The following is a 21312-nucleotide window of genomic DNA, read 5'->3' on the forward strand; positions in this document are numbered from 1 at the left end:
TTACAATCAATCAATTTCTGCGTCGGTAGTGCCATACGAATATTGTGGCGTCGGCAGTTTTTCAAATATTTTGCTGAAGTGTTGTTGAGCGCGGGCAATGTTCATCACCGATGATATGCCACTGGAAAAACCAAACCACACATATAAACCATTCAGGTTTTTAAACATGGGCGGTAAATATTTTGGCCCGGCGATCACACCTTCCAGATAGCGCTCGTACAACAGTGGTAAGTCATCCAGCGTTACCTTGCCCACAAATAACATGGGAATAATTTCGGGAACGCCGGAGTTAATCGCACTGCGAATAAAGTTTACATTTTCAACAAAGCCTTTTACGTAAGAAATATCCTTGGTAAACACCGATCCACCGGTCAGGGTACCGCCGCGAAAAACGCGCTGGGTTACGCGATAACTGTCGTGCTCCGTCACGCCGCGCTCAAGGAAGTAGTTATACACATCGCAAAAATCAGCGCCTTGTTCGGCGAGGTCCACTGCAACCACGCGATCACTGATTCGGCGTGCGCGCTGTGGAAACGAACTGAACGTCAGGGTTTCCAACAACACCGCCATCCCTTCCTGGATCGCAGTAATGCGCGGCGAACCCACGCTCAACCAGGTTGCCCAGGGTTGTTCGCGGCCATTTAATGTGGTGCCGATGTGAACCCAGCCTTCATGGACTTCCAATACTTGTAAATCCAGTTCGGAAAAAAGTGAGCGGCGATTGATTTTGATACAGTCGCCACCTGCCGATGCATCGGACACAATGTCATCACTGATTTGCACACGCACTTCGCCCGCACCAAAATAATCATTCATCCGTTCGCGCAAAATTTTTACGGCTTCTTCTGCACTGATATGGTTAGTGTATGGGCGGTTCAAATGTTCAACTGCAGGCAGGGAAAAAATATGGCAAAGTTTTTCACCCATCTGGCGCAAACTTTTACGATCACCGCGTAAATTATCACTCGCAGAACCGTAAAGTTGTTTGCTGAAATAACCAAATTGGCCTGTGCCGCGATGTCGCAATAATTCAATCACTATCTGGTATTGATCAATCGTGGCTTGCAGGATTTTCCCCAGCGCATCGTCGTGGCCTAATTGCCGGCGCACATCATTTTTTAATTCTTTAAATAGCTGCTGGATGTTGTCCGGGTCAAATGCCAGTTTTTGCCGCTGGTAAAAATCTTTATCCAACGCTGGTAATTCACGCCCTTGTTGTTCGCGGAAACGTTGTTCAATGCCCGCCGGCCATTTAATGGCATCGAGAATGCGAATGGGTTTTTGCAGGGATACCAGGCGCGTTGAGAGTTGTTTCAGTCGCTCCAGGTAAGCAGGGTCGGTCATATCAAGGCTGCCACATTTGAGTGCGAGAATGCGCCGGTTACGGAACTCAGGCCCGGTTATTCTATCGTTAACTGACAGGTTTGTGGCTAGAATTTGTCGTAGTAGCCATGTTCTGTGTGCATGTAGCTGGCGATACGTGAGGGAAATCGCCAGAATGTTTGCCGCTTGGCAGCTTTTAATTCCTGTATGAGGTCCGGCATGCCCTTTGTCGCGTTGGAGAAATTGCATTTGCTTTACGACGGTTACCGTAAGGCGGTAACTATTGGCGGGCGTCCGTTTTTGTTATTGCAGGAAAACGGGCGCGTCAGCCTGATTAAAAATGCCTGTCCCCATGCCAGTGCGCCGTTAACCCACGCTACTTATAATGATGGTTGTTTACGCTGCCCTATGCATGGTATCGAGTTTGAGTTAAGTACCGGACGTTCACGCAGTGCTGCCTGCGTAAATGGTTTGCAATTTATCCCGCTAGTTTACGAAGGCAATCAGATCGGTATTGATGCCGGTTAATTTTTATCAAGGATATACATTATGCGTTTCATTTTTAAATCACTGATTATCCTCGTTATTGTGCTCGGCGTTGGCAATTACCTGGTCTATCTCAAGACAGGCCAGTTCCCCCTTGCCAAGGTGCGTGAAAATTACAATGGTGATTGGTTGGCGGCGGTAAAGGAAACTTTCTCATCGGGCGATTTGTTTGCGGAAGCGAAAAAAACGGTTGATGGTTTAACGCAGGATGATGCGGCCAAACCGGCTCCGACAAAAGTGTATAAATGGACCGACGCCAATGGTCAGGTTCATTATGGTGATAAGCCGGACAGTGTCGGTGCCGAGCAAGTGGAGGTAAAAATTCAAAATGCTATTTCTCCCCCCGATCAGGATGCTACGCAAACCAATACTCAAAAATCAGTAACTTCCGGCATGCAAACACCGCTGGAAAAAGCGCGTGCCGCTGCCGATAAAATGCAAACCCGCACGCTGCCAGAGGAGGCCAACTAGGTTTATCCGTGCATGAAAAACGTCTGGCGCTCCATAAAGTTCCTGTTGAAATGGCTACTGCTAGTGTTGTTCGCTTATCAACTATGGATTTTTTTCCATGTGCTGGTATGGAAGTGGGTGAATCCGGGAGAAACCAGTTTTATGGAGATTCGCCTGGATGAACTGCGGGAAACAAATCCCGAAGCAAAACTAAAATACCAGTGGGTTGATTACACCGGAATCTCCAACCATTTAAAGCGCGCGGTCGTTGCTGCGGAAGATGATCGTTTTATGGCGCACAATGGGTTTGATCTTCGCGGCATTGAAAAGGCGCTGGAAAAAAATGCGCAACGTGGAAAATCCGTTGCAGGCGGCTCATCGATAACGCAGCAACTTGCCAAGAATTTATTTTTGTCGCCATCGCGCTCCTATGTGCGCAAAGCTGAAGAGGCTGTTATCGCGCTGATGATCGAGTGGCTTTGGGACAAGCGCCGTATTCTTGAGGTGTACCTGAATGTGGTGGAGTGGGGTAACGGTATTTTCGGTGCTGAAGCGGCGGCGCGACATTACTATAAAGTCCCCGCTGCGCAGGTTGGCCCGTCAGCCGCTGCGCGTATGGCGGTGATGTTGCCCAACCCGCGTAAGTATGAAAAAGCTATGCCTGCCTGGGTGGTGCGTCATGCTGCGCGCGTCCAGGCGCGGATGCGTTATTCGCAAATTCCCTGATAAACCGCAAGATTCCCCGCTTTGCACTCATTTTTGCTGCTATTGCGCGGTTCTCGCCGCCAGCCTTTTACGTTACAATCGCGACCCTTTTGCAGTCTCTGCATTCCGTAATTGATGAATTTCTGATCAAGGTGAAAGACGTGCCTATTTACGAATACCAATGTGAATCCTGCAACCATGCGTTGGAAGCCCTGCAAAAGCTGAGTGATGCGGCTTTGGTCGATTGCCCGGCTTGTGGTAAGGCCAGTTTGAAAAAGCAGATTTCTGCGGCCGGTTTCCGCCTTTCCGGCGGCGGTTGGTACGAGACCGATTTCAAATCGGGCAAGAAAAAGAATCTCGCGGGTGAGGGCAGTTCCGGTTCCTCCTCTGCATCCAGCTCCATCACAGCATCCAGCTAAGCCAAAGAGCCAATCCATTTACTGTCGATAAATAACGGGAAAAACCTATGCGCAGCCAATATTGTGGCGCTTTAAATGCCTCTCATATAAACCAGGAAGTCACCCTCTGTGGATGGGTGGATGGTCGTCGTGATCACGGTGGGGTGATCTTTATCGACCTGCGTGACCGCGAAGGTGTGGTGCAAGTAGTGTTTGATCCTGATGGGAAAGAAAATTTTGCGTTGGCCGATAAAGTGCGTGGCGAATATGTATTGCAAGTCACTGGTAAAGTCCGCGCCCGTGCCGCTGCGACAGTTAATCCAAATATGCCTACGGGTGAAATTGAAGTTTACGGTACGGCGTTGACCATCCTCAACGAGGCCAAAACCATTCCATTCCCGTTGGATGGTTATACCACCGTCGGCGAAGAAACCCGTTTGAAATATCGCTTCCTGGATTTGCGTCGCGCTGAAATGCAGAAAAACCTGCGCTTCCGTAGCAAGGTGACCAGTGCGATTCGCAACTACCTGGATCGCAATGGCTTCCTCGATGTGGAAACCCCGATCCTGACCCGTGCAACTCCGGAAGGTGCGCGCGATTATTTGGTACCTTCGCGTACCCACGACGGCAAATTCTTTGCGCTGCCACAATCACCACAATTGTTTAAGCAATTGCTAATGGTTGCCGGCTATGACCGTTACTACCAAATTGCTAAATGTTTCCGCGACGAAGACCTGCGTGCGGATCGCCAGCCGGAATTCACCCAGATCGATATCGAAACTTCCTTTATGAGCCAAGAGCAAATTATGGAAGTGACTGAAGGTATGTTCCGCGAATTATTCAAAGATTTGTTGAACATTGAATTCGCTGAAATCAAACACATGCCGTTCTCTGAAGCGATTGCCAAATACGGTTCAGACAAACCGGATATGCGCATTCCACTGCAACTGGTCGATATCAAAGACCTCGTTACTGAGGTTGAATTTAAAGTATTTGCCGGCCCGGCGAACGATCCAAAATCGCGCGTGACTGCGCTGAAAGTTCCCGGCGGCAATGAGAAATTGACTCGCAAGCAAATCGACGATTACACCAAGTTTGTCAGCATCTACGGTGCAAAAGGTTTGGCGTACATCAAAGTGAATGACAAGTCTGATCTGGAAGAAGGTTTGCAATCACCGATCGTGAAAAACCTGCCAGTGCCAGTGCGCGCCGCGATCCTTGAGCGTGTTGGTGCAGAGAACGGTGATTTGATTTTCTTCGGCGCTGACAAGCACAAAATCGTTACCGAAGCGCTGGGTGCATTGCGTTGCAAGCTCGGTGCAGATTTGAATCTGTACACCACCGAGTGGGCACCGTTGTGGGTTGTTGATTTCCCGATGTTTGAAGACGATGACAAAGGTGGCTGGACGTCAATCCATCACCCGTTTACTTCACCAAGCTGCACGCCGGAACAATTGGTTGCAAGCCCTGGTGATGCATTGTCGCGCGCTTATGACCTGGTGTTGAACGGTACTGAATTGGGCGGTGGTTCAGTGCGTATCCACTCGCCGGAAATGCAACAAGCGGTATTCCAGATTCTTGGAATCAGCCCAGAAGAACAACGCGAAAAATTCGGCTTCCTGTTGGACGCGCTGAGCTACGGTGCACCACCACATGGTGGGCTGGCATTTGGTCTGGATCGTTTGATTATGTTGATGGTGGGCGCAAGCTCGATCCGCGACGTAATCGCCTTCCCGAAAACCCAAAGCGCCGCCTGCGTCATGACCGATGCGCCCGGTACAGTAGACGAACTGCAATTGCGCGAACTGCACATTCGTTTGCGCAATCAGAAAAAAGCAGCGGATACTGCAACTGAATCGCCAGAGTATGGTATGTAATTAACGGATTTTTAAATCCTTAAAAATTTAAATCCGTAAAAAAAGGGTGGGCGATGCCCACCTTTTTTATTTTTATCTTTGACTGTTATAGAGCAGCTGAATGGGAGCTATCAATGGCCGGACATTCCAAATGGGCTAACATGAAACACCGCAAGGCGCGCCAGGATGCCAAGCGTACGAAAATTTTCACCAAAATTATTCGTGAATTAACAGTTGCAGCGAAAGGTGGCCCCAATCCGGCAGATAACCCGCGCTTGCGCGCAGCGGTTGAAAAAGCCTATTTAAATAACTTAAAAAAAGATGTAGTTGAACGTGCAATTGCACGCGGTGCCGGCACTAATGAATCCGATGCATACGAAGAACTGACTTATGAAGGTTATGGCGTAAATGGCGTTGCGTTTATCGTTGAGTGTATGACCGATAATCGCAATCGTACCGTTGGTGATGTTCGCCATGCATTTGATAAACGCGGCGGCAATCTTGGCACTAACGGTTCAGTTTCCTATTTGTTTACCCGCAAAGGCCAAATCAGTTTTGAGCCTGGCTTTAATGAAGATGCATTAATGGAAGCTGCATTGGAAGCAGGCGCTGATGATGTGGTTGTGAATGAAGATGGTTCTGCGGATGTGATGACTGCCTTCGAAGATTTTTTTGCAGTAAAAGATGCGCTCACCGCCGCCGGTTTTACCTTTGCAGCGGCCGACTTCGCGATGATTCCTTCCATGACTGTCTCGTTAGATAAAGATGCCGCCGAAAAAATTATCAATTTAATCGACGCGCTTGAAGACCTGGACGATGTGCAAAACGTTTATACCAATGCTGATATTGCGGAAGAAATTATGGAGCAGTTGGGTTAATAAACACCGCACTCTTTAAAAAAGCTGCAATGTCATATTGCTGTCGTATACAAAACCGCCGTTTTAGCGAAACCTCAAGGTTTTTAGATTCCGCGAGGTGAATTTTATGGATATGAAAATCAATAAAGAAGCATTGCGCCGCGAGCGCGAACTACGCGCCTGGACCCAAAGTCATTTGGCCGAAGTTGCCGATTTAAGTATGCGCACGGTACAACGCATTGAACGTACCGGTGATGCGTCGATGGAATCGGCTGGTGCGTTGGCAGCGGCATTGGAACTGGAATTGTCAGCGCTAATCGATGTTCCGGTTGTTGTTAACTCCGTAGTGCCCATCAAGCCATATCGCTATAAATTATGGGGCCTAATTGGGGTAATCGGTTCAGCAATCGTTGCGTTGGGTTGGTGGTCCAATGCAGCCGCTGAGCAAGTGATGGTGAGTCTCTCCATCGAAACGCCAGGCAATATTTATTCGGACATGATGCTATTGAATGAGTTTGGCAAGGAGAGCGAAATAAATCTGGAGAACCAGTTTCGCCTGGTTTTTAGTTCCAATCGTCAAGGCGAGCAGGTGCTGATCTCGGCGAAAATCTATAATTTTGTTGGAAATGAATACCGGTTATTTTCGAGCCCGGCGATGTTGGTTGAGGATCAAAAACCTGCATCCATGCATGTAATTTTTCCCGATGGGCAACGTGTAAACCTGCAACTTGTAGCAGATTTTTAAAATAATGAAGCTGGTGATTTGGAGCGTGGTATGAACGTGGCTGGCCCGCTTGTAAAAAATCTCGCTTGCGTCTCCTTATTTCCCATGCAACACTGCGCCATAACTACTGTATAAAGATACAACTTATGGCGCTTATCCTCGGCATCGATCCAGGCTCCCGCAAAACCGGTTTTGGCATTATCAATGTCATTGGCAGCAAATCGGAATATGTCACCAGTGGTGTTATCAGGATGAAAGATACTGATGAATTGCCTGCGCGCCTGAAAGTTATTTTTGATTCGCTCACGCAAATTATCGAGCAATATTACCCGCAGGAAATGGCGATTGAACAAGTATTCATGGCCAAGAATGCAGCTTCGGCATTAAAGCTGGGGCAGGCCAGGGGCGCTGCGATTGTGGCGGCTACTGCGCAAAATGTACCTGTGTCTGAATACGAAGCGCGTAAGGTAAAACAGTCGGTAGTAGGTAATGGTGCTGCCGATAAATTGCAGGTGCAGCACATGGTGAAAACCTTGCTGCGCCTCCCTGCATCACCACAAGAAGACGCCGCCGATGCTTTGGCTGTTGCGCTTTGCCATGCAAATACCCGTGATCATTTAATTCGTATGGCGGGTTCATCCAGTTTTCGCCGTGGGCGGATTGTTTAAGTTTTTTCCGTCACTCTTTTAAAAACAACAATCCTTTTAAGTCCGGCGCATCGGTTGTGGTTTGTCATCAACATCCAGTCGATGGCTCGCGCGGCTATTGGCAATCAACAGCGACTCCAAGCGGTAAATCGCATGGAGCTTGGCAGAATTAATCCCCAACCAGTGACGCAAATCATCCACTTTACAACTTGAATATTTTTCAAAAGGGAAATGATGCAGGTTGCGCATTGAGACGGTATGGCCGCAGTTGAATCCCAACTCAAATGCAATTAAATCCTGGCGACTGAACTTATAAGGTGCGGGGTAAACATGCGTGATAATCCAGCGGAAAAAATAAATGTGCCATGTATGGATGTGATCGCTGGTGCCCATGGTAAAACCAATCACAAACGCTTCATCTTCATTACGCAGACCGCGCCCGAGTAAAACATGTAATGCATCGTGGCGGGCTAAATTAATTGCGCCGGGAAAGGCGATAGGGCTGGCGGGGTTTTCAAATAATTTTACCCGCCAGGGAATATCATTTGATTCTGCTGCTGGCAGTGTTGCAATTACATCCTGCAATGTGGCCTCACCATTATGCAAGCCGGGGTTCCATTCGTGCCATTTAATATCAACATAGCTATTCATAAATCCCTCACTCGGTATTGGGTGCAGAGGGTTTTTGTGTTAGCAACTGGATATTGCCACCGACAGCGGCTAAATAATTGCTGATAGTTTTCTCGCGCACAAAACGTAGCAAGTAATGAGGCCCACCCGCTTTGGGGCCGGTGCCGGAAAGGCCACAACCGCCAAACGGTTGCACTCCCACCACTGCGCCAATCATATTGCGATTGATATACACATTACCCACATTGATTTCCCGAGCAATTTTCTGGCCGATTGTTTCGTTGCGGGTGTGAATTCCCAATGTCAAACCAAAACCGGTGCGATTAATACTTGCGATGACGCTTTCCAGATCCTGAATGCGGAAGCGTATTAAATGGCAAATCGGCCCGAAATGTTCTTCCTGTAGTTCATTAATGTTATGAATTTCAATTAATGTCGGTGCAACAAAGTTGCCGTGCTCCAATCCGGCCGGTAAATGTGTTTGCGCAAGTAATCGGCCTTCGATTTTTGCGTTGTCGATATGGGTAAGTAATTTTTGTTGTTCCTGCTTATCGATTACCGGGCCAATATCGGTGCGGGTTTCGCACGGATTTCCAATGATTAAACAATCCATAGCGCCTTTGAGTAATTCAATAACCCGATCAGCAATTTCTTCCTGCACAAATAAAACTCGCAATGCGGAGCAGCGTTGGCCTGCGCTACCAAAAGCGGAGCGAATAACATCTTTTACTAATTGTTCGGGCAAGCACGTTGAATCAGCAATTAATGCATTTTGGCCGCCAGTTTCGGCAATCAAGCTGGCGATACTGGAATCGCGCGCGGCTAACGCGCGGTTGATTGTCCATGCGCTTTGCGTTGAACCGGTAAAGGCAATGCCCTCAATTCGTGCATCGCCGGTTAATGATGGGCTGAGCTCGCTGCTGGAGCCGGGTAAAAAATAAAGTGCTGCGGGTGGTATTCCGGCCGTGAGCATTAACTCGATAGCACGAAAGGCAATCAAGCAGGTTTGTCGCGCCGGTTTGGCTAACACGGTATTGCCTGCAACAAGTGCAGCGATTATCTGACCGGTAAAAATCGCCAACGGAAAATTCCATGGCGAGATACACACAAAAATGCCGCGGCCTTCCAATAGCAATTGATTGTGCTCGCCTGTTGGCCCCGGCAAGGGTAGGGGATTGGCGAGTTTTTCCAGTGCTTGCTGTGCATAGTAATGACAAAAGTCGACAGCTTCACGCACTTCATCAATAGCATCGTTCAATGTTTTTCCTGCTTCACGCATCAATAGTGCGATAAATTCTGCGCGATGTTCTTCGAATAAATCGCCGGTTTTATCCATTAGTATTGCTTTATCTTTTACGGGATATTGCCGCCACTGCGATGAAAATTCGGCGGCCTGGTCAATGGCTGCTTTTGCGGTTTCAGCGCGAGCCTGCATGCAAATTCCAACCTGTTCATTGTTATTTGCAGGATTAATGATGTTTATCACGGAACCTGCTTTCACATAACCGCCACCAATAATCGGACAGGCATACCATTGGTGATCAAGCCATGGTTCTATTGCATCCATTAATTGTTCCCGTTGCCTGGCGATTTGGATATTAATGCCATGGGAATTGCGGCGTGATTTATTTACATTTGTATGGAGAAATAATTCTTCAGGTAATGGGAGGCGTTGGGATGATTCCGTAATTTTATGTAGCGGGTGATCCGCTAAAGATTCCAGTGAAGCATCTTTGCTATTCAATTGATTTACAAAAGAGCTGTTTGCACCATTTTCCAATAGCCTGCGCACCAGATAGGGTAATAACTCCGAGTAATTACCGACGGGTGAATAAACCCGGCAATGTATGTGGGGATGGTCAATCAATAGTTGGCGATAGAGCGATTCCCCCATTCCGTGCAGTCGTTGGAATTCCACAGGCTTACCTTTAGCCATGGCGATCACACTGCACACAGTTGTAGCATTGTGCGTAGCAAATTGTGGATTTAAATGGCGACTGTGTAATAAAAATTTTGCACAGGCAAGATAAGAAATATCGGTTGTCGCTTTTGCTGTAAATACCGGATAACCACTGAGGCCGGCACGCTGCGCCCAGTGAATCTCGCTATCCCAGTACGCTCCTTTTACCAGGCGCACATTAATACTAATTTTCAGTTCGTCAGCGAGCTGGTCAATAAATCCCAATACAGGTATCGCGCGTTTTGAATACGCTTGCACCGCCAAACCAAAACCATTCCAGCTGCGTAATGCAGGATGACGTAAACAGGCTTCAATTAATTCGAGGGATATTTCAAGTCGCTCGGATTCTTCTGCATCAATTGTCAGCGGAATATTTCCTGCGCGTGCTTGTTGTGCCAATTGCACCAAAATTCCGGGAGAAGTTGTTGTTCCAATTAAATCGGCAAGGATTTGCGCCCGTTGCAATGCTTCATAGCGTGGATGCAGTGCACTTAATTTTATCGATAAACTGTAACGATTTTTTTGATCACTGTTGGCGAGTTGTGTAAGTGCAGAAAAATAATTGTGTTGGTATTGTTGCGCGACAGGATGAGTGATCGCTGCTTCACCTAGCAGGTCAAATGAATAATGCCAGCGCAATTCCGGTTCTTTGCTGTTGATTGCATGGGCGCGCTCCAGCGCTGAATTTATATCGGCAGCGAACACAAATGTATCTGCTAGCCAGAGCAAGGCTTTTTCCAATGCGGTGTGAATAACCGGCTCACCCAAACGGCGCAGCAGGTTTTGCAAAATACCGGCGCTGTCCACCGGTTCCAGCAATCGCTCGCCCCATACCAGACCCCAGGTGGCAGCATTAATCATCCAGGGGTGTTGCTCATCCAATCGATTTTGCCAACGGGCGGAAGCAAGTTTGTCAGCTATAAATGCCCGGGCGGAAATCTTATCGGGAATACGTATGAGTGATTCGGCCAAACACATGAGTACCACGCCTTCGCGTGTATTTAATCCATACGCTTGGAGAAACTCTTGCGGCCAATCGTTGTGCCCGGCTGTTGAGCGTTGCCAACGGGTTAGAAAGGCGAGGGTTTGCTGGTTGATGTGCTGGATTTGCTGTTCATCTTGGTCCAGCCAATGAACTAATTCCGCAAGGTAAGCCGATTCATCAACCAAATAGTGATCACTAATGGCCTGACGCCAGCCATCCAATGAGCGAGCCCTGGGGAAACAGCGAGAAGAAAACATAGGTTTGCTACCTCTGGGTTTTTCTCGTACATCTGGAGCAAGTATGGCACCGGAACCGGAATATTTCCGAGGTGCCGGCTGGCATGGGTGACTCTTGTGTCTAAACTCCATTACAATGCCAACCAAAGCACTGTCTATAAAAACAGTTAAACCCTGTAAAGCCTTATCGGCCCTGATGGAAAAGCATTCTATGATCGGACGTTTGCGCGGAATTCTTTTGGAAAAGCAGCCACCGTATTTGCTGCTGGATGTGAATGGTGTGGGTTATGAATTACAAGCGCCTATGACGACGTTTTATCGCCTGCCATCACTGGGTCAGGAAGTTGTCCTGCACACGCATTTATCAATTACCGAAAACCTGCATCAATTATTCGGTTTTAGCGAGCAGCGCGATCGTTCACTGTTTCGCACTTTAATTAAGGTAAATGGCGTTGGCCCAAAATTGGCGATTGCGATTTTATCGGGTATGGAAGCGGACGATATTGCCCGTTGTGTGCGTGATGACAATATTAATGCCTTGACCAAAGTGCCTGGCATTGGCAAAAAAACCGCCGAGCGTTTGGTGATTGAGTTGCGCGATCGCCTGAAAAACTGGGATATGCCACAAGGTGATATGCTGGCACACAGTGAAATTCAGAGCATTGCGACGGATAACGATATATTTGCAGAAGCTGAAAGTGCGTTGATTGCGCTGGGTTATAAACCGGTAGAGGCTGCAAAAATGATTTCCCTCGCCAGCAAACAAAAGCCGGATGCGAAAAGTGAAGAGTTGATTCGTATCGCCTTGCGCAGTATTGCAGGTTAGTTTTTGTCCACAGAATGAAAATCACCGGGTTCATGCTTATAGGGTCAAAGCCTCATGATAGAAACTGATCGCCTGATTGCGCCTACCGCGAAAGAGCGCGAAGACCACCTTGACCGCACTGTACGCCCCAAATACCTCGCTGATTATGTTGGTCAGCCAGCTGTGCGCGAGCAGATGGAAATTTTCATTGGCGCTGCCAAAAAGCGTAATGAAGCATTGGATCACACCCTGGTATTTGGCCCGCCGGGTTTGGGTAAAACGACGCTGGCAAATATCATCGCCAACGAAATGAATGTTTCACTCAAAAGTACTTCGGGGCCGGTATTGGAAAAAGCCGGTGATCTGGCTGCTTTACTCACTAATCTTGAGCCGGGCGATGTGTTGTTTATCGATGAAATTCATCGCTTAAGCCCTGTGGTGGAAGAAATTCTCTATCCGGCGATGGAAGATTTCCAATTGGATATTATGATCGGTGAGGGGCCAGCCGCGCGGTCCATCAAGCTGGATTTGCCGCAATTTACCCTTGTTGGTGCAACCACTCGCGCTGGATTACTGACATCCCCTTTGCGTGATCGTTTTGGTATTGTTCAGCGTCTGGAATTCTATAATGTCGCCGATCTCACCCATATTGTCGCGCGTTCAGCGGCTTTGCTGGGGGTGAAAATGGATTATGAGGGCGCTGGCGAAGTAGCCAAGCGTTCGCGCGGTACCCCACGTATTGCCAATCGCTTATTGCGCCGTGTACGCGATTATGCAGAGATGAAAGGTGACGGCACTGTCACTGCAAAAATGGCTGATAGTGCGCTGAATATGTTGAATGTTGATGAGCGCGGTTTCGATCATATGGATCGCCGTTTATTAATGGCGATGCTAAATAATTTTGATGGCGGGCCGGTTGGTGTGGAAAGTTTGGCCGCAGCAATCAGTGAAGATCGCGGAACTATTGAAGATGTTATAGAGCCATATCTCATACAGCAGGGGTTTATGGCGCGCACACCGCGCGGCCGGATTTTAACCAATAATGCGTATGTGTATTTTGGAATACCGGTTCCGAAACGGTTGCAAGATTCTATCGAGTGAGTGAACCAAGTAAGGATTTAATGGGTTATGCAGCCATTTAACATTCCTGTAAGAGTGTATATCGAAGACACAGATGCTGGCGGAATTGTGTACTACGTGAATTATCTGAAGTACATGGAGCGCAGTCGTACAGAATTTTTGCGCGGTTTCGGCTATGATAAGCCCGCAATTTTAGAGGGCGGTTTATTATTGGTCGTTCATTCGGCACAAATTAATTATCGCCGCCCTGCGCGCCTGGATAATTTGCTCAGCGTAACTGCGCAAATCCATAAACTGGCGCGAACTTATGTAGAGTTTCAGCAGCAGGTGCTGCGTGGCGAAGAATTATTGTGTGAGGGGTTAATTCGTATCGCCTGTGTCGATGCCGAGTCTATGAAACCTAGCGCGCTTCCCGCCACTATGTACCAGCATCTGGATCAATCGTTTCGTCTTAATACTATTGAGAGTTAATCAAGCATGCCTGCAACGGAAAACAATCTGTCAATTGCGCATCTCATCCTGAATGCCAGCTTTTTGGTACAAGTTGTGATGCTTATTTTGGTTATGGCCTCAGTGATTTCATGGGCAATGATTTTTCAGCGCGAACGCTATCAGCGTAAAGCATCAGGTGCTTTCAGTTATTTTGAAAAACAATTCTGGTCAGGTATTGACCTTAACCAGTTGTACCGTCAAAGCAATGGACGCAATGAAATGGTGGAAGGGATTGAAAGTATTTTCCGCGCAGGCTTCAAAGAATTCACCCGGTTGCGTCAAACTGCCGGCGCAGATTCTGATGCGGTGATGGAAGGTTCTATGCGCGCTATGCGCGTTGCATTAGCAAGAGAGCAGGAAAAGCTGGAAGAAAACTTGCCATTCCTGGCCAGTGTTGCCTCGGTGAGCCCTTACATTGGTTTGTTTGGAACCGTATGGGGGATTATGGTGTCATTCCTTAATATCGCCAATGCTGGACAGCCAAGCCTTGCTACCGTTGCCCCTGGTATTGCAGAGGCATTGATTGCCACTGCAATGGGATTGTTTGCAGCTATTCCAGCGGTACTCGCCTATAACAAATTTTCTGCTCGCGCAGAAAGCTTGTTAAGCAATTATCAAACTTTTGCTGAAGAATTTTCAGCAATTCTCCATCGCCAGGTTCACAGCAAGTAACGCTGTTTTACAGTGATTGAAAAAACAGGTTAATAGACATGTCTGGATTTGGACCACCGATTAAAAAGAAATTGAAAGCGGAGATTAACGTTGTACCGTTGATCGACGTAATGCTGGTGTTGTTGATCGTATTTATGATTGCTGCACCTATGATGACTCAAGGTATCAAAGTGGAATTACCGCAGGCTGCTTCGGAGCCGGTTGAAAGCAAAGAAGACGAGCCTATTACCGTATCGGTAAAAGCTGATGGAAGTTATTACATTGATTTGGCTGGCGATCCGGAAGCTCCGCGTCCATTGGCGGAAATTAAATCGATTGTAAGTAAGGTGCTCAAGGAAAAACCCAATACACCGGTATTTGTCCAGGGCGATAAGAAAGTCGATTACGGGGTTGTAGTGACCTTAATGGGTGAGCTTAAGCAAGCGGGGGCGCCTTCAGTTGGTCTGATTACAGAGCCAGCGCGCTAACGTTATGAAGTTTCAAAAATCTCTATCGCTTCCTCTATTTCTCAGCGTGTCTTTTCACACGTTGTTACTGGTGTTGTTTTTGGGAAATTGGAATTTCTTTAAAAAAGAAGAAGAACCTTATAAGCCCCATTATGTCACAGCTACGTTGGTGGATTTAAAACCTAAAGCTAAAGCCCAGCCACAACAAACTAAAGAACAGGTATTGGATTCAAAACCTTATGAAGATTTAAAAAACAACAAAAAGCAAGAAGAGCAACGCCGTATGGAAGCAGAAGCTCTTGTGCAACAACAAAAAGAACAAGCGGCCAAAGAGGCAGCAGCTGAAGAATTAAAGAAACAAAAAGTTAAAGAAGAGCAAGCAAAAATAGCTAAAGCCAAAGCAGAAAAAGAGGCTGCAGAGAAAAAACGTAAAGCTGAGGAAGAAGCGCGTAAGGCTGAAGCGGCTAAAAAGACAAAACGTGAACAGGAAGCTCAGGAAGAGCAGCGTCGAATTCAAGCCGCACAGCAAAAAGAAGCGAAGCACATCAGTGACACTAATGATGAAGTTAATACTAAAAGTTACGAAGAGATGTTGATTGAGCGCGTTGAGCAGAACTGGAGTCGTCCGCCATCTGCGAGGCGCGGAATGGAAGTCACTTTAGAAGTTAATATGCTGCCGACGGGTATTGTGACAAGTTTGAGAATCATCAAAAGTAGTGGTGATCCGGCATTTGACCGTGCAGCAGAGCAAGCAGTGAAACGCGTGGATCGCTTCACTGAAGTCATGCAAATTCCGCCGGACATATTTGAAAAATATTTTCGCGTGTTCAGATTTACATTCAGCCCAGAGGACTTAAGGTCGTGAAGCGATATTTACTACTATGTTTAATTTTTGTAGCAGGCATTGCCCATGCACAATTAAATTTGAAGGTAACCAAAGGTGTGGATAACCCCACTAAAATTGCGGTTGTTCCGTTTTCCTGGGCGGGGGGGCGCCTCTCGGAGGATCTTGGCAAGATCGTGGGAAATGATCTGGAATTTTCGGGTCAATTTGAGGCGATTGCTGCTGATCGCATGCTGTCATTTCCGCGCTCAGAAGCTGAGGTTCATTATCGTGACTGGAAGGCCCTTGGCTCAGAATATCTACTCATTGGTTCAATTACCCAGCAGGCTGATCGTTATTACGCCAGTTATGAACTCTTCGACGTGGTCCAGCAAAAACGTGTTTTTGCCAAGCTAACAGTTGATGGTACTGAGGCACAACTGCGCGATATGGCTCATCACATTAGCGATAAGGTTTATGAAACTATTACAGGAATCCGCGGTATATTTTCTACCAAGCTGATTTATGTTGAGGCGTTTCAAAAACCGCAAAAATATCGGTTAATGCTTTCGGACATTGACGGGTTCCGCCCACGAATGCTGCTCGAAACCAAGTTCCCGCTTTTGTCTCCAGTCTGGTCGCCGAATGGCCAGCGTGTTGCCTATGTATCTTTTGAAGTTGATAACAAACCAGCAATTTATATTCAGGACATTGCGACTGGTCGCCGTCAACAAATGACTAATTTTCGCGGCCTGAATGGTGCGCCAGCCTGGTCTCCTGATGGTCAAAAATTGGCCATGGCTTTATCGAAAGATGGCAATCCTGAAATTTATGTTATGAATGTTTTGACGCGTCAGCTAACGCGTATAACCAATCACTTTGCTATTGACCATGAACCGACATGGTCTGCAGATGGCTCATCGATTTTCTTTACTTCTGATCGAGGCGGCAAGCCACAAATATATGAAGTTAATGTCGCATCAATGCAGCAGGAGCGAGTGACATTTGATGGTGATTACAATGCGCGTCCTCGTGTGTCCCCGGATGGTAAAAGCCTTGTTATGTTGAATAAGCGTCCGGGCACTACTCACCATATTGCTGCTCAAGATATAAAATCTGGCAATTTACGTATTTTGTCCGAGACAAATCTGGATGAATCGCCTACTATAGCGCCCAATGGCGCTATGCTAATGTATGCGACTCGTTCTGGTGGTAAAGGAGTGTTGGCAGCCGTGTCCCTTGATGCGCGTGTCAAAATCATCCAGCCTCCAAAACAAGGTGATGTGCGGGAACCCGCATGGTCGCCATTTTTTAAGTAAATCCCCGTTCAAACTAGATCAAAACTTCATTGGAGTTACACACACATGATCACCAAGGCACTTAAGCAAGGTCTCACTCTGGCGGTTGTTATGTCTTTCCTGGTTGGCTGTTCAAGCAGCGATAACAAGGGTACTGAAACTGCTCCAACCACTGGTACTGCTACTACTCCAGCTGTTACTGAAACTGCTCCTTTGTCAAATGTTGTTTACTTTGACTTTGACCAATACTCTTTGACTGCTGAGAGCCGCGCTGTTCTGTTGGCTCACGCTGACAAATTGAAAGGTGCTTCAGTAGCTGTGCGTCTGGAAGGTCACGCTGACGAGCGCGGTTCACGCGAGTACAACTTGGCTCTGGGTGAAAAGCGTGCTAACGCAGTTCGCGATTTCCTGGTAACTCAAGGTGTTAACGGTTCTTCTTTGGAAGTTGTAAGCTTCGGTGAAGAACAACCAGCTGCTACCGGTCATGACGAAGCTTCTTGGGCTCAAAACCGTCGCGTAGAAGTTAAATACTAAGAGTCTAAACCCGTATGCTTAAAAATCTGATTGCTGTGGCAATTTTAGTTGCAGCTCCAGTCTTACAGGCGCAGGTACGGGTTGTTGAGTCTTCACCTCAGGGCTTAGGCTCTGGGGTGGCTCAGCCTGGTTTGCATGCATCTGCCGAGTCTGATGTATATTCCCAAATTCGTGCACTGCAGGAAGAAATTGCAATTTTGCGTGGTCTTCTTGAAGAGCAAAACCACCAGTTAAAGCAATTGAAACAATTGCAACTGGATAATTATATGGATCTTGATCGTCGGATATCGGGTGGCGGTGCTTCTGTACCAACAACTACTCGTGACGAGCCTTCCAAACCAACCAAGCCTTCAATTGAATCCAATTTGACTATCCCTGATAGCGCCAGTGAAGCTGACGTTTACAAGGCAGCCTATGACTTGCTAAATCAGAAAGATTTTGACGGTGCAGTTGCAGCATTTAAAGATCATTTAAATCGTTTTCCCAATGGCAACTTTGCTAGCAATAGTCATTATTGGTTGGGCAAGGTTGCAATGCTGAAAAAGGATTATCCGCAGGCGAGAACCTGGTTTACTGAATTAATTGCGAATTTCCCTGATGCCCCGAAAGTACCAGATGCCCAACTTGATTTAGGGAAGGTTTATTTTTTAACAGGCGAAAAAGCGAAGGCAAAATCCTTACTAACAGAAGTGGCGACGGGCGGTAGTGACGCAGCTCGATTGGCACAAAAATTTTTGACTGATAATTTTTAATTTAATTATTCGCTAAAAAAGAAAGGGGCTTTATACAAAGCCCCGTAGCGATTCCATGAATGGATAACAGCCATTTCCTTTTAGCCTGGCATCCTGCCGAAACCTGATAATTTCCTTCCAAGTCCTTTTTAATAGTTCCTACGATATTTCCCTATCGTTAATCTGGTTTCATTCCTTCCAACCACCTTGAATCTGTTCCTTGACAATACCCTAGCTCCTTTTCCTCCTTGCCCAGCTGCTATAACTCCTGTAATTCTCCCTGATTGCTCCTGCGCCATCCTGGCAAACTTAATAATTCCAATTACGCTTTCCTTGCATGCTTACCGTTTCCTTCAGTACCTTATTCATCCTTGATGTGATCATTATCAAGAAAATTGAGTTAGAGCGATAGTCGCCAATTTCGCTTTCGCTTGTAGGAAATTGACTACATTCAGCTGCGGTTGTAGCGAAAGACGTATAATTAGAAACTGATTGGATTCTAATGATGATCCCTATATCGGTGATAAATAGAATATTCAAGAGGCAAATACAGATGCGATTCCTGTTAAAGATGTCACCTTATTGGTTTGCTATAGGGCTTGGGATTTTCTTAAGCAACCCTGCTATGGCTGCGGAAAATAATGAGCAGCTAGCGTATAGGCTCGATTATGTTGTCACCCTCGTGCCTGAAAAGTCTGGTGCCGTAGTAAAAATAAAAGTCGATAAAGGACAATTACTCCATAAGTTCTCTTTTAGTAATGAGAGAAATATATATTCAGATTTGCATGCGAATGGAAAATTAACTACTAATGGTAAAAGGATTGAATGGGAGTTGCCTTCCGGAGAGGCAACTTTGTCGTACTTTGTTTTATTAACAAATGAGCGGTCATCTGGAAAATTTGACTCCAGGGTTACTGATAAATGGGCATTGTTTCGTGGTGATGATTTAATTCCTGCTGTTCATACTTACGAAGTCCCAAATGCTTATTCGAATGCAACCTTAACTTTCAATCTGCCAAAGAATTGGAAGAGTGTTGAGACAGGTTGGCAGCGGAAAAGTGGAAATGTTTTTTCTATTGATAATCCTGAGCGCAGATTTGATCGCCCCACAGGATGGATGATTGCAGGCAATATCGGAACTCGTCGTGCGACAGTTAAAAAAACGGGAATTGCAATTAGTGCTCCTTCTGGTGAAGGTATGCGTCGGATGGATGCACTCACGTTTTTTAATTTTGTTTGGCCTGAGTTACATAAAGCGTTTGAAAAAACGCCACAAAAACTATTGGTCGTAGGTGCGGGAGATCCAATGTGGCGAGGTGGTCTTTCAGCATCAAATTCTTTATTTCTACATTCGGATCGGCCTTTGGTAAGCGAAAATGGTACTAGTCCGTTACTGCATGAATTGACGCATATGGTTACACGTATTAGCGGTAAAGTAACTGAAACAGCAAATGATGATTGGATTGCGGAAGGCCTTGCTGAGTTCTACTCATTTGAATTGTTATACCGTGCTGATGGAATGACTAAAGCTCGCCGTACTAAAATAATTAGTGGCCTTTCCAAGTGGGGAGGTGAAGTCGAGCATTTGCGCAAAACCAAATCGACAGGACCTATTACTGCGCGCGCAGTTGTGCTGCTTGATGCGTTAGATAAAGAAATTCGCAAGCGTAGTAATAATAAATACAGCATTGATGATGTAACGCGCGAGTTAATGACGCACCGTAAAGTTTCTCTTGAGGATTTAACCCAGGCAACACAAAAGTTGATTGGCCCAAAGGTTGAAGCACTCAATTCACCTTTATTGAAGTAAAAAAATAAAAAGCCCCAAAGCTTGGATAAAAACTTTGGGGCTTTGCATTAATAACTTTTACACTCTCTTTTTACAAGCTGCGTGCAACAATAATCCCGCCCCACAATAAACTGCGATCACCTGCACCAACGTTAATTTCCGAACTGTGACCACGTAATACATAGCTGATTCTGTACCCATGTTTAAATGCAAATGTATAGCCAGCCCAGGCTTCAACGAGCAGCGGATTTAACTCGCTGTGATCATAAGTTACCGAGCTATTACGAAATTGACCTTGTAAAAACGCATTGTAAGCCCTTGCTTTGAATGCAACGCCTGCCCAGAAATAACGCTCATCAACAGCTTTCGCATTACTTGAGTAAGACGATTTTTCACCGTAACTAGCCAGTTCCGGATTGAACGATGACCAGGGGCTATGGATTCTGCCGCTGCGGAAGCTTAAGCTCCAGCTTGCTTCTGTCAAATATCCAATTGAGGTCTGGATGGTGCTTTTAACTTCAAGGTTATCCGATGTGTTATCGAAATATTGTTGACGCGCTAATACATAGCGTCCTGTTAATTCACCGCCCTCACTAATTTGATTATCCCAGCCTTGAGGTTTCTCGCTATTAGTCACTTCGTGCACAACATCTTGTAGTTCGCCAACTAAGCCGAGGCCGAGAGCCCCAACAGTCAGGGTGCTTTTCCAGGCAACATTATCAACTAAATCAATTTGTTCCCGGGAGCTGGATAAATAAATCAGGCTAGCGTAAGGGCGATCATTGGGGTTAGCCTGGCGAATGCTGATGTTTTCGGGCGTAAAGCCAAACACGCCAATCTCACGACTAAATGTTTCCTGAAATCCTAATGATTTGTGTTCATTGCCAAGCCATTTATCCAACGCAATTAATGGTTTGCTCAAGGACACAGATGCGGTACGTGCATTATCCCCGGTTTGGGTAAAGTTGATGCCGTAGGTGTAATCCTGATCGCGACCACCAGGAACCAGCACGTCATTATCAAAAGCTAGTGCCCAACTTTTCGTTGCCCTGGCGTTATCGCTATCTAGATGCAGTGCAGGGCGCTTTTCCTCCTCAATCAAACTGGCCAGTTGCACCCATTCTGGTTCTTGCCTTGCCAAATAGGGAATATCTGCAGCAGCTGTAAGTGAGCTGATGGCAAGCAACCAAAGGGCAATCAAATGTGATAGGCCAATAATGGCGCCCTTATGTTTTAACGCATTCACGATGGTAACTCCTTCTTATGGTTACCTAAAATGGATAAAAATGGCACTTCGATAAAATAAATGACCAGTCGTATTGTTT

The 21312-nt window shown here is 46.5% G+C and carries 22 protein-coding genes; 18 read left to right on the plus strand and 4 right to left on the minus strand.

Translation table 11 applies throughout. From position 1 onward, the window contains the following. Positions 1 to 6: 6 nt before the first annotated feature. Positions 7 to 1344 carry a flavohemoglobin expression-modulating QEGLA motif protein gene (locus A596_RS04380; RefSeq protein ID WP_039912911.1) on the minus strand — a complete coding sequence of 446 codons (1338 nt, stop codon included), beginning with the start codon at positions 1342 to 1344 and terminating at the stop codon, positions 7 to 9. Positions 1345 to 1542: 198 nt separating this feature from the next. On the opposite strand from A596_RS04380, the gene A596_RS04385 reads away from it, so the two are divergent. The 8 genes from A596_RS04385 (at position 1543) to ruvC (ending at position 7527) form a co-directional block, all read left to right on the plus strand. Next, positions 1543 to 1851: a Rieske (2Fe-2S) protein gene (locus tag A596_RS04385; protein ID WP_039912912.1), complete on the plus strand. Its 309-nt coding sequence runs from the start codon at positions 1543 to 1545 to the stop codon at positions 1849 to 1851. A 21-nt stretch (positions 1852 to 1872) separates the two neighbouring features. Then, entirely contained in the window at positions 1873 to 2340 is a 468-nt protein-coding gene (locus tag A596_RS04390; protein ID WP_039912913.1) for a DUF4124 domain-containing protein, read from the plus strand. A gap of 12 nt (positions 2341 to 2352) precedes the next feature. After that, complete coding sequence (mtgA, locus tag A596_RS04395; protein ID WP_039912914.1) at positions 2353 to 3045, plus strand: monofunctional biosynthetic peptidoglycan transglycosylase; 693 nt, start codon at positions 2353 to 2355, stop codon at positions 3043 to 3045. A 140-nt stretch (positions 3046 to 3185) separates the two neighbouring features. Continuing rightward, positions 3186 to 3443 (plus strand): FmdB family zinc ribbon protein, encoded by a 258-nt coding sequence (locus A596_RS04400; RefSeq protein ID WP_039912915.1) that lies wholly within the window; start codon positions 3186 to 3188, stop codon positions 3441 to 3443. A gap of 47 nt (positions 3444 to 3490) precedes the next feature. Next, positions 3491 to 5299 carry an aspartate--tRNA ligase gene (aspS, locus tag A596_RS04405; RefSeq protein WP_039912916.1) on the plus strand — a complete coding sequence of 603 codons (1809 nt, stop codon included), beginning with the start codon at positions 3491 to 3493 and terminating at the stop codon, positions 5297 to 5299. Between the two features lie 113 nt (positions 5300 to 5412). Next, entirely contained in the window at positions 5413 to 6156 is a 744-nt protein-coding gene (locus A596_RS04410; protein WP_039912917.1) for a YebC/PmpR family DNA-binding transcriptional regulator, read from the plus strand. A gap of 106 nt (positions 6157 to 6262) precedes the next feature. Then, on the plus strand, positions 6263 to 6880 hold the full coding sequence (locus A596_RS21880; protein WP_052417228.1) for a helix-turn-helix transcriptional regulator: 618 nt from the start codon (positions 6263 to 6265) through the stop codon (positions 6878 to 6880). A 125-nt stretch (positions 6881 to 7005) separates the two neighbouring features. Then, a complete protein-coding gene (gene ruvC / locus A596_RS04420) occupies positions 7006 to 7527 on the plus strand; it encodes a crossover junction endodeoxyribonuclease RuvC (RefSeq protein WP_039912918.1) in 522 nt (173 codons plus the stop codon). Positions 7528 to 7563: 36 nt separating this feature from the next. On the opposite strand, the gene A596_RS04425 is transcribed toward ruvC, so the two are convergent. Both A596_RS04425 and putA read right to left on the minus strand, forming a co-directional pair. Beyond that, entirely contained in the window at positions 7564 to 8157 is a 594-nt protein-coding gene (locus tag A596_RS04425) for a hypothetical protein (RefSeq protein ID WP_052417229.1), read from the minus strand. Between the two features lie 7 nt (positions 8158 to 8164). Beyond that, the gene (putA, locus tag A596_RS04430; protein WP_039912919.1) at positions 8165 to 11338 is read right to left on the minus strand and encodes a bifunctional proline dehydrogenase/L-glutamate gamma-semialdehyde dehydrogenase PutA; all 3174 of its coding nucleotides are present in this window, start codon (positions 11336 to 11338) and stop codon (positions 8165 to 8167) included. Between the two features lie 190 nt (positions 11339 to 11528). On the opposite strand from putA, the gene ruvA reads away from it, so the two are divergent. From ruvA to A596_RS04480, 10 genes are all read left to right on the plus strand, one after another. Continuing rightward, positions 11529 to 12143: a Holliday junction branch migration protein RuvA gene (ruvA, locus tag A596_RS04435; RefSeq protein WP_039912969.1), complete on the plus strand. Its 615-nt coding sequence runs from the start codon at positions 11529 to 11531 to the stop codon at positions 12141 to 12143. 54 nt (positions 12144 to 12197) lie between these two features. Further along, positions 12198 to 13223, plus strand: coding sequence for a Holliday junction branch migration DNA helicase RuvB (gene ruvB / locus A596_RS04440; protein ID WP_039912920.1), 1026 nt, complete (start codon positions 12198 to 12200; stop codon positions 13221 to 13223). Between the two features lie 27 nt (positions 13224 to 13250). Further along, the gene (gene ybgC, locus A596_RS04445) at positions 13251 to 13673 is read left to right on the plus strand and encodes a tol-pal system-associated acyl-CoA thioesterase (RefSeq protein WP_039912922.1); all 423 of its coding nucleotides are present in this window, start codon (positions 13251 to 13253) and stop codon (positions 13671 to 13673) included. 6 nt (positions 13674 to 13679) lie between these two features. Beyond that, entirely contained in the window at positions 13680 to 14366 is a 687-nt protein-coding gene (gene tolQ / locus A596_RS04450) for a protein TolQ (RefSeq protein ID WP_039912923.1), read from the plus strand. Positions 14367 to 14404: 38 nt separating this feature from the next. Continuing rightward, entirely contained in the window at positions 14405 to 14833 is a 429-nt protein-coding gene (gene tolR / locus A596_RS04455; RefSeq protein ID WP_039912925.1) for a protein TolR, read from the plus strand. Between the two features lie 4 nt (positions 14834 to 14837). Then, entirely contained in the window at positions 14838 to 15677 is an 840-nt protein-coding gene (gene tolA, locus A596_RS04460; RefSeq protein WP_039912927.1) for a cell envelope integrity protein TolA, read from the plus strand. Continuing rightward, complete coding sequence (gene tolB / locus A596_RS04465) at positions 15674 to 16954, plus strand: Tol-Pal system beta propeller repeat protein TolB (RefSeq protein ID WP_039912928.1); 1281 nt, start codon at positions 15674 to 15676, stop codon at positions 16952 to 16954. The genes tolA and tolB overlap by 4 nt, the downstream gene beginning before the upstream one ends. 45 nt (positions 16955 to 16999) lie before the next feature. Beyond that, the gene (gene pal / locus A596_RS04470; protein ID WP_084128039.1) at positions 17000 to 17467 is read left to right on the plus strand and encodes a peptidoglycan-associated lipoprotein Pal; all 468 of its coding nucleotides are present in this window, start codon (positions 17000 to 17002) and stop codon (positions 17465 to 17467) included. A 14-nt stretch (positions 17468 to 17481) separates the two neighbouring features. Then, complete coding sequence (gene ybgF / locus A596_RS04475) at positions 17482 to 18219, plus strand: tol-pal system protein YbgF (RefSeq protein WP_039912929.1); 738 nt, start codon at positions 17482 to 17484, stop codon at positions 18217 to 18219. A 532-nt stretch (positions 18220 to 18751) separates the two neighbouring features. Then, positions 18752 to 20008 carry a hypothetical protein gene (locus A596_RS04480; protein WP_200882863.1) on the plus strand — a complete coding sequence of 419 codons (1257 nt, stop codon included), beginning with the start codon at positions 18752 to 18754 and terminating at the stop codon, positions 20006 to 20008. A 70-nt stretch (positions 20009 to 20078) separates the two neighbouring features. On the opposite strand, the gene A596_RS04485 is transcribed toward A596_RS04480, so the two are convergent. Continuing rightward, on the minus strand, positions 20079 to 21233 hold the full coding sequence (locus A596_RS04485) for a lipid A deacylase LpxR family protein (RefSeq protein WP_235425619.1): 1155 nt from the start codon (positions 21231 to 21233) through the stop codon (positions 20079 to 20081). Between the last annotated feature and the right edge of the window lie 79 nt (positions 21234 to 21312).

The organism is Cellvibrio mixtus subsp. mixtus J3-8 (assembly GCF_000766945.1).
Classification (GTDB): domain Bacteria; phylum Pseudomonadota; class Gammaproteobacteria; order Pseudomonadales; family Cellvibrionaceae; genus Cellvibrio; species Cellvibrio mixtus_A.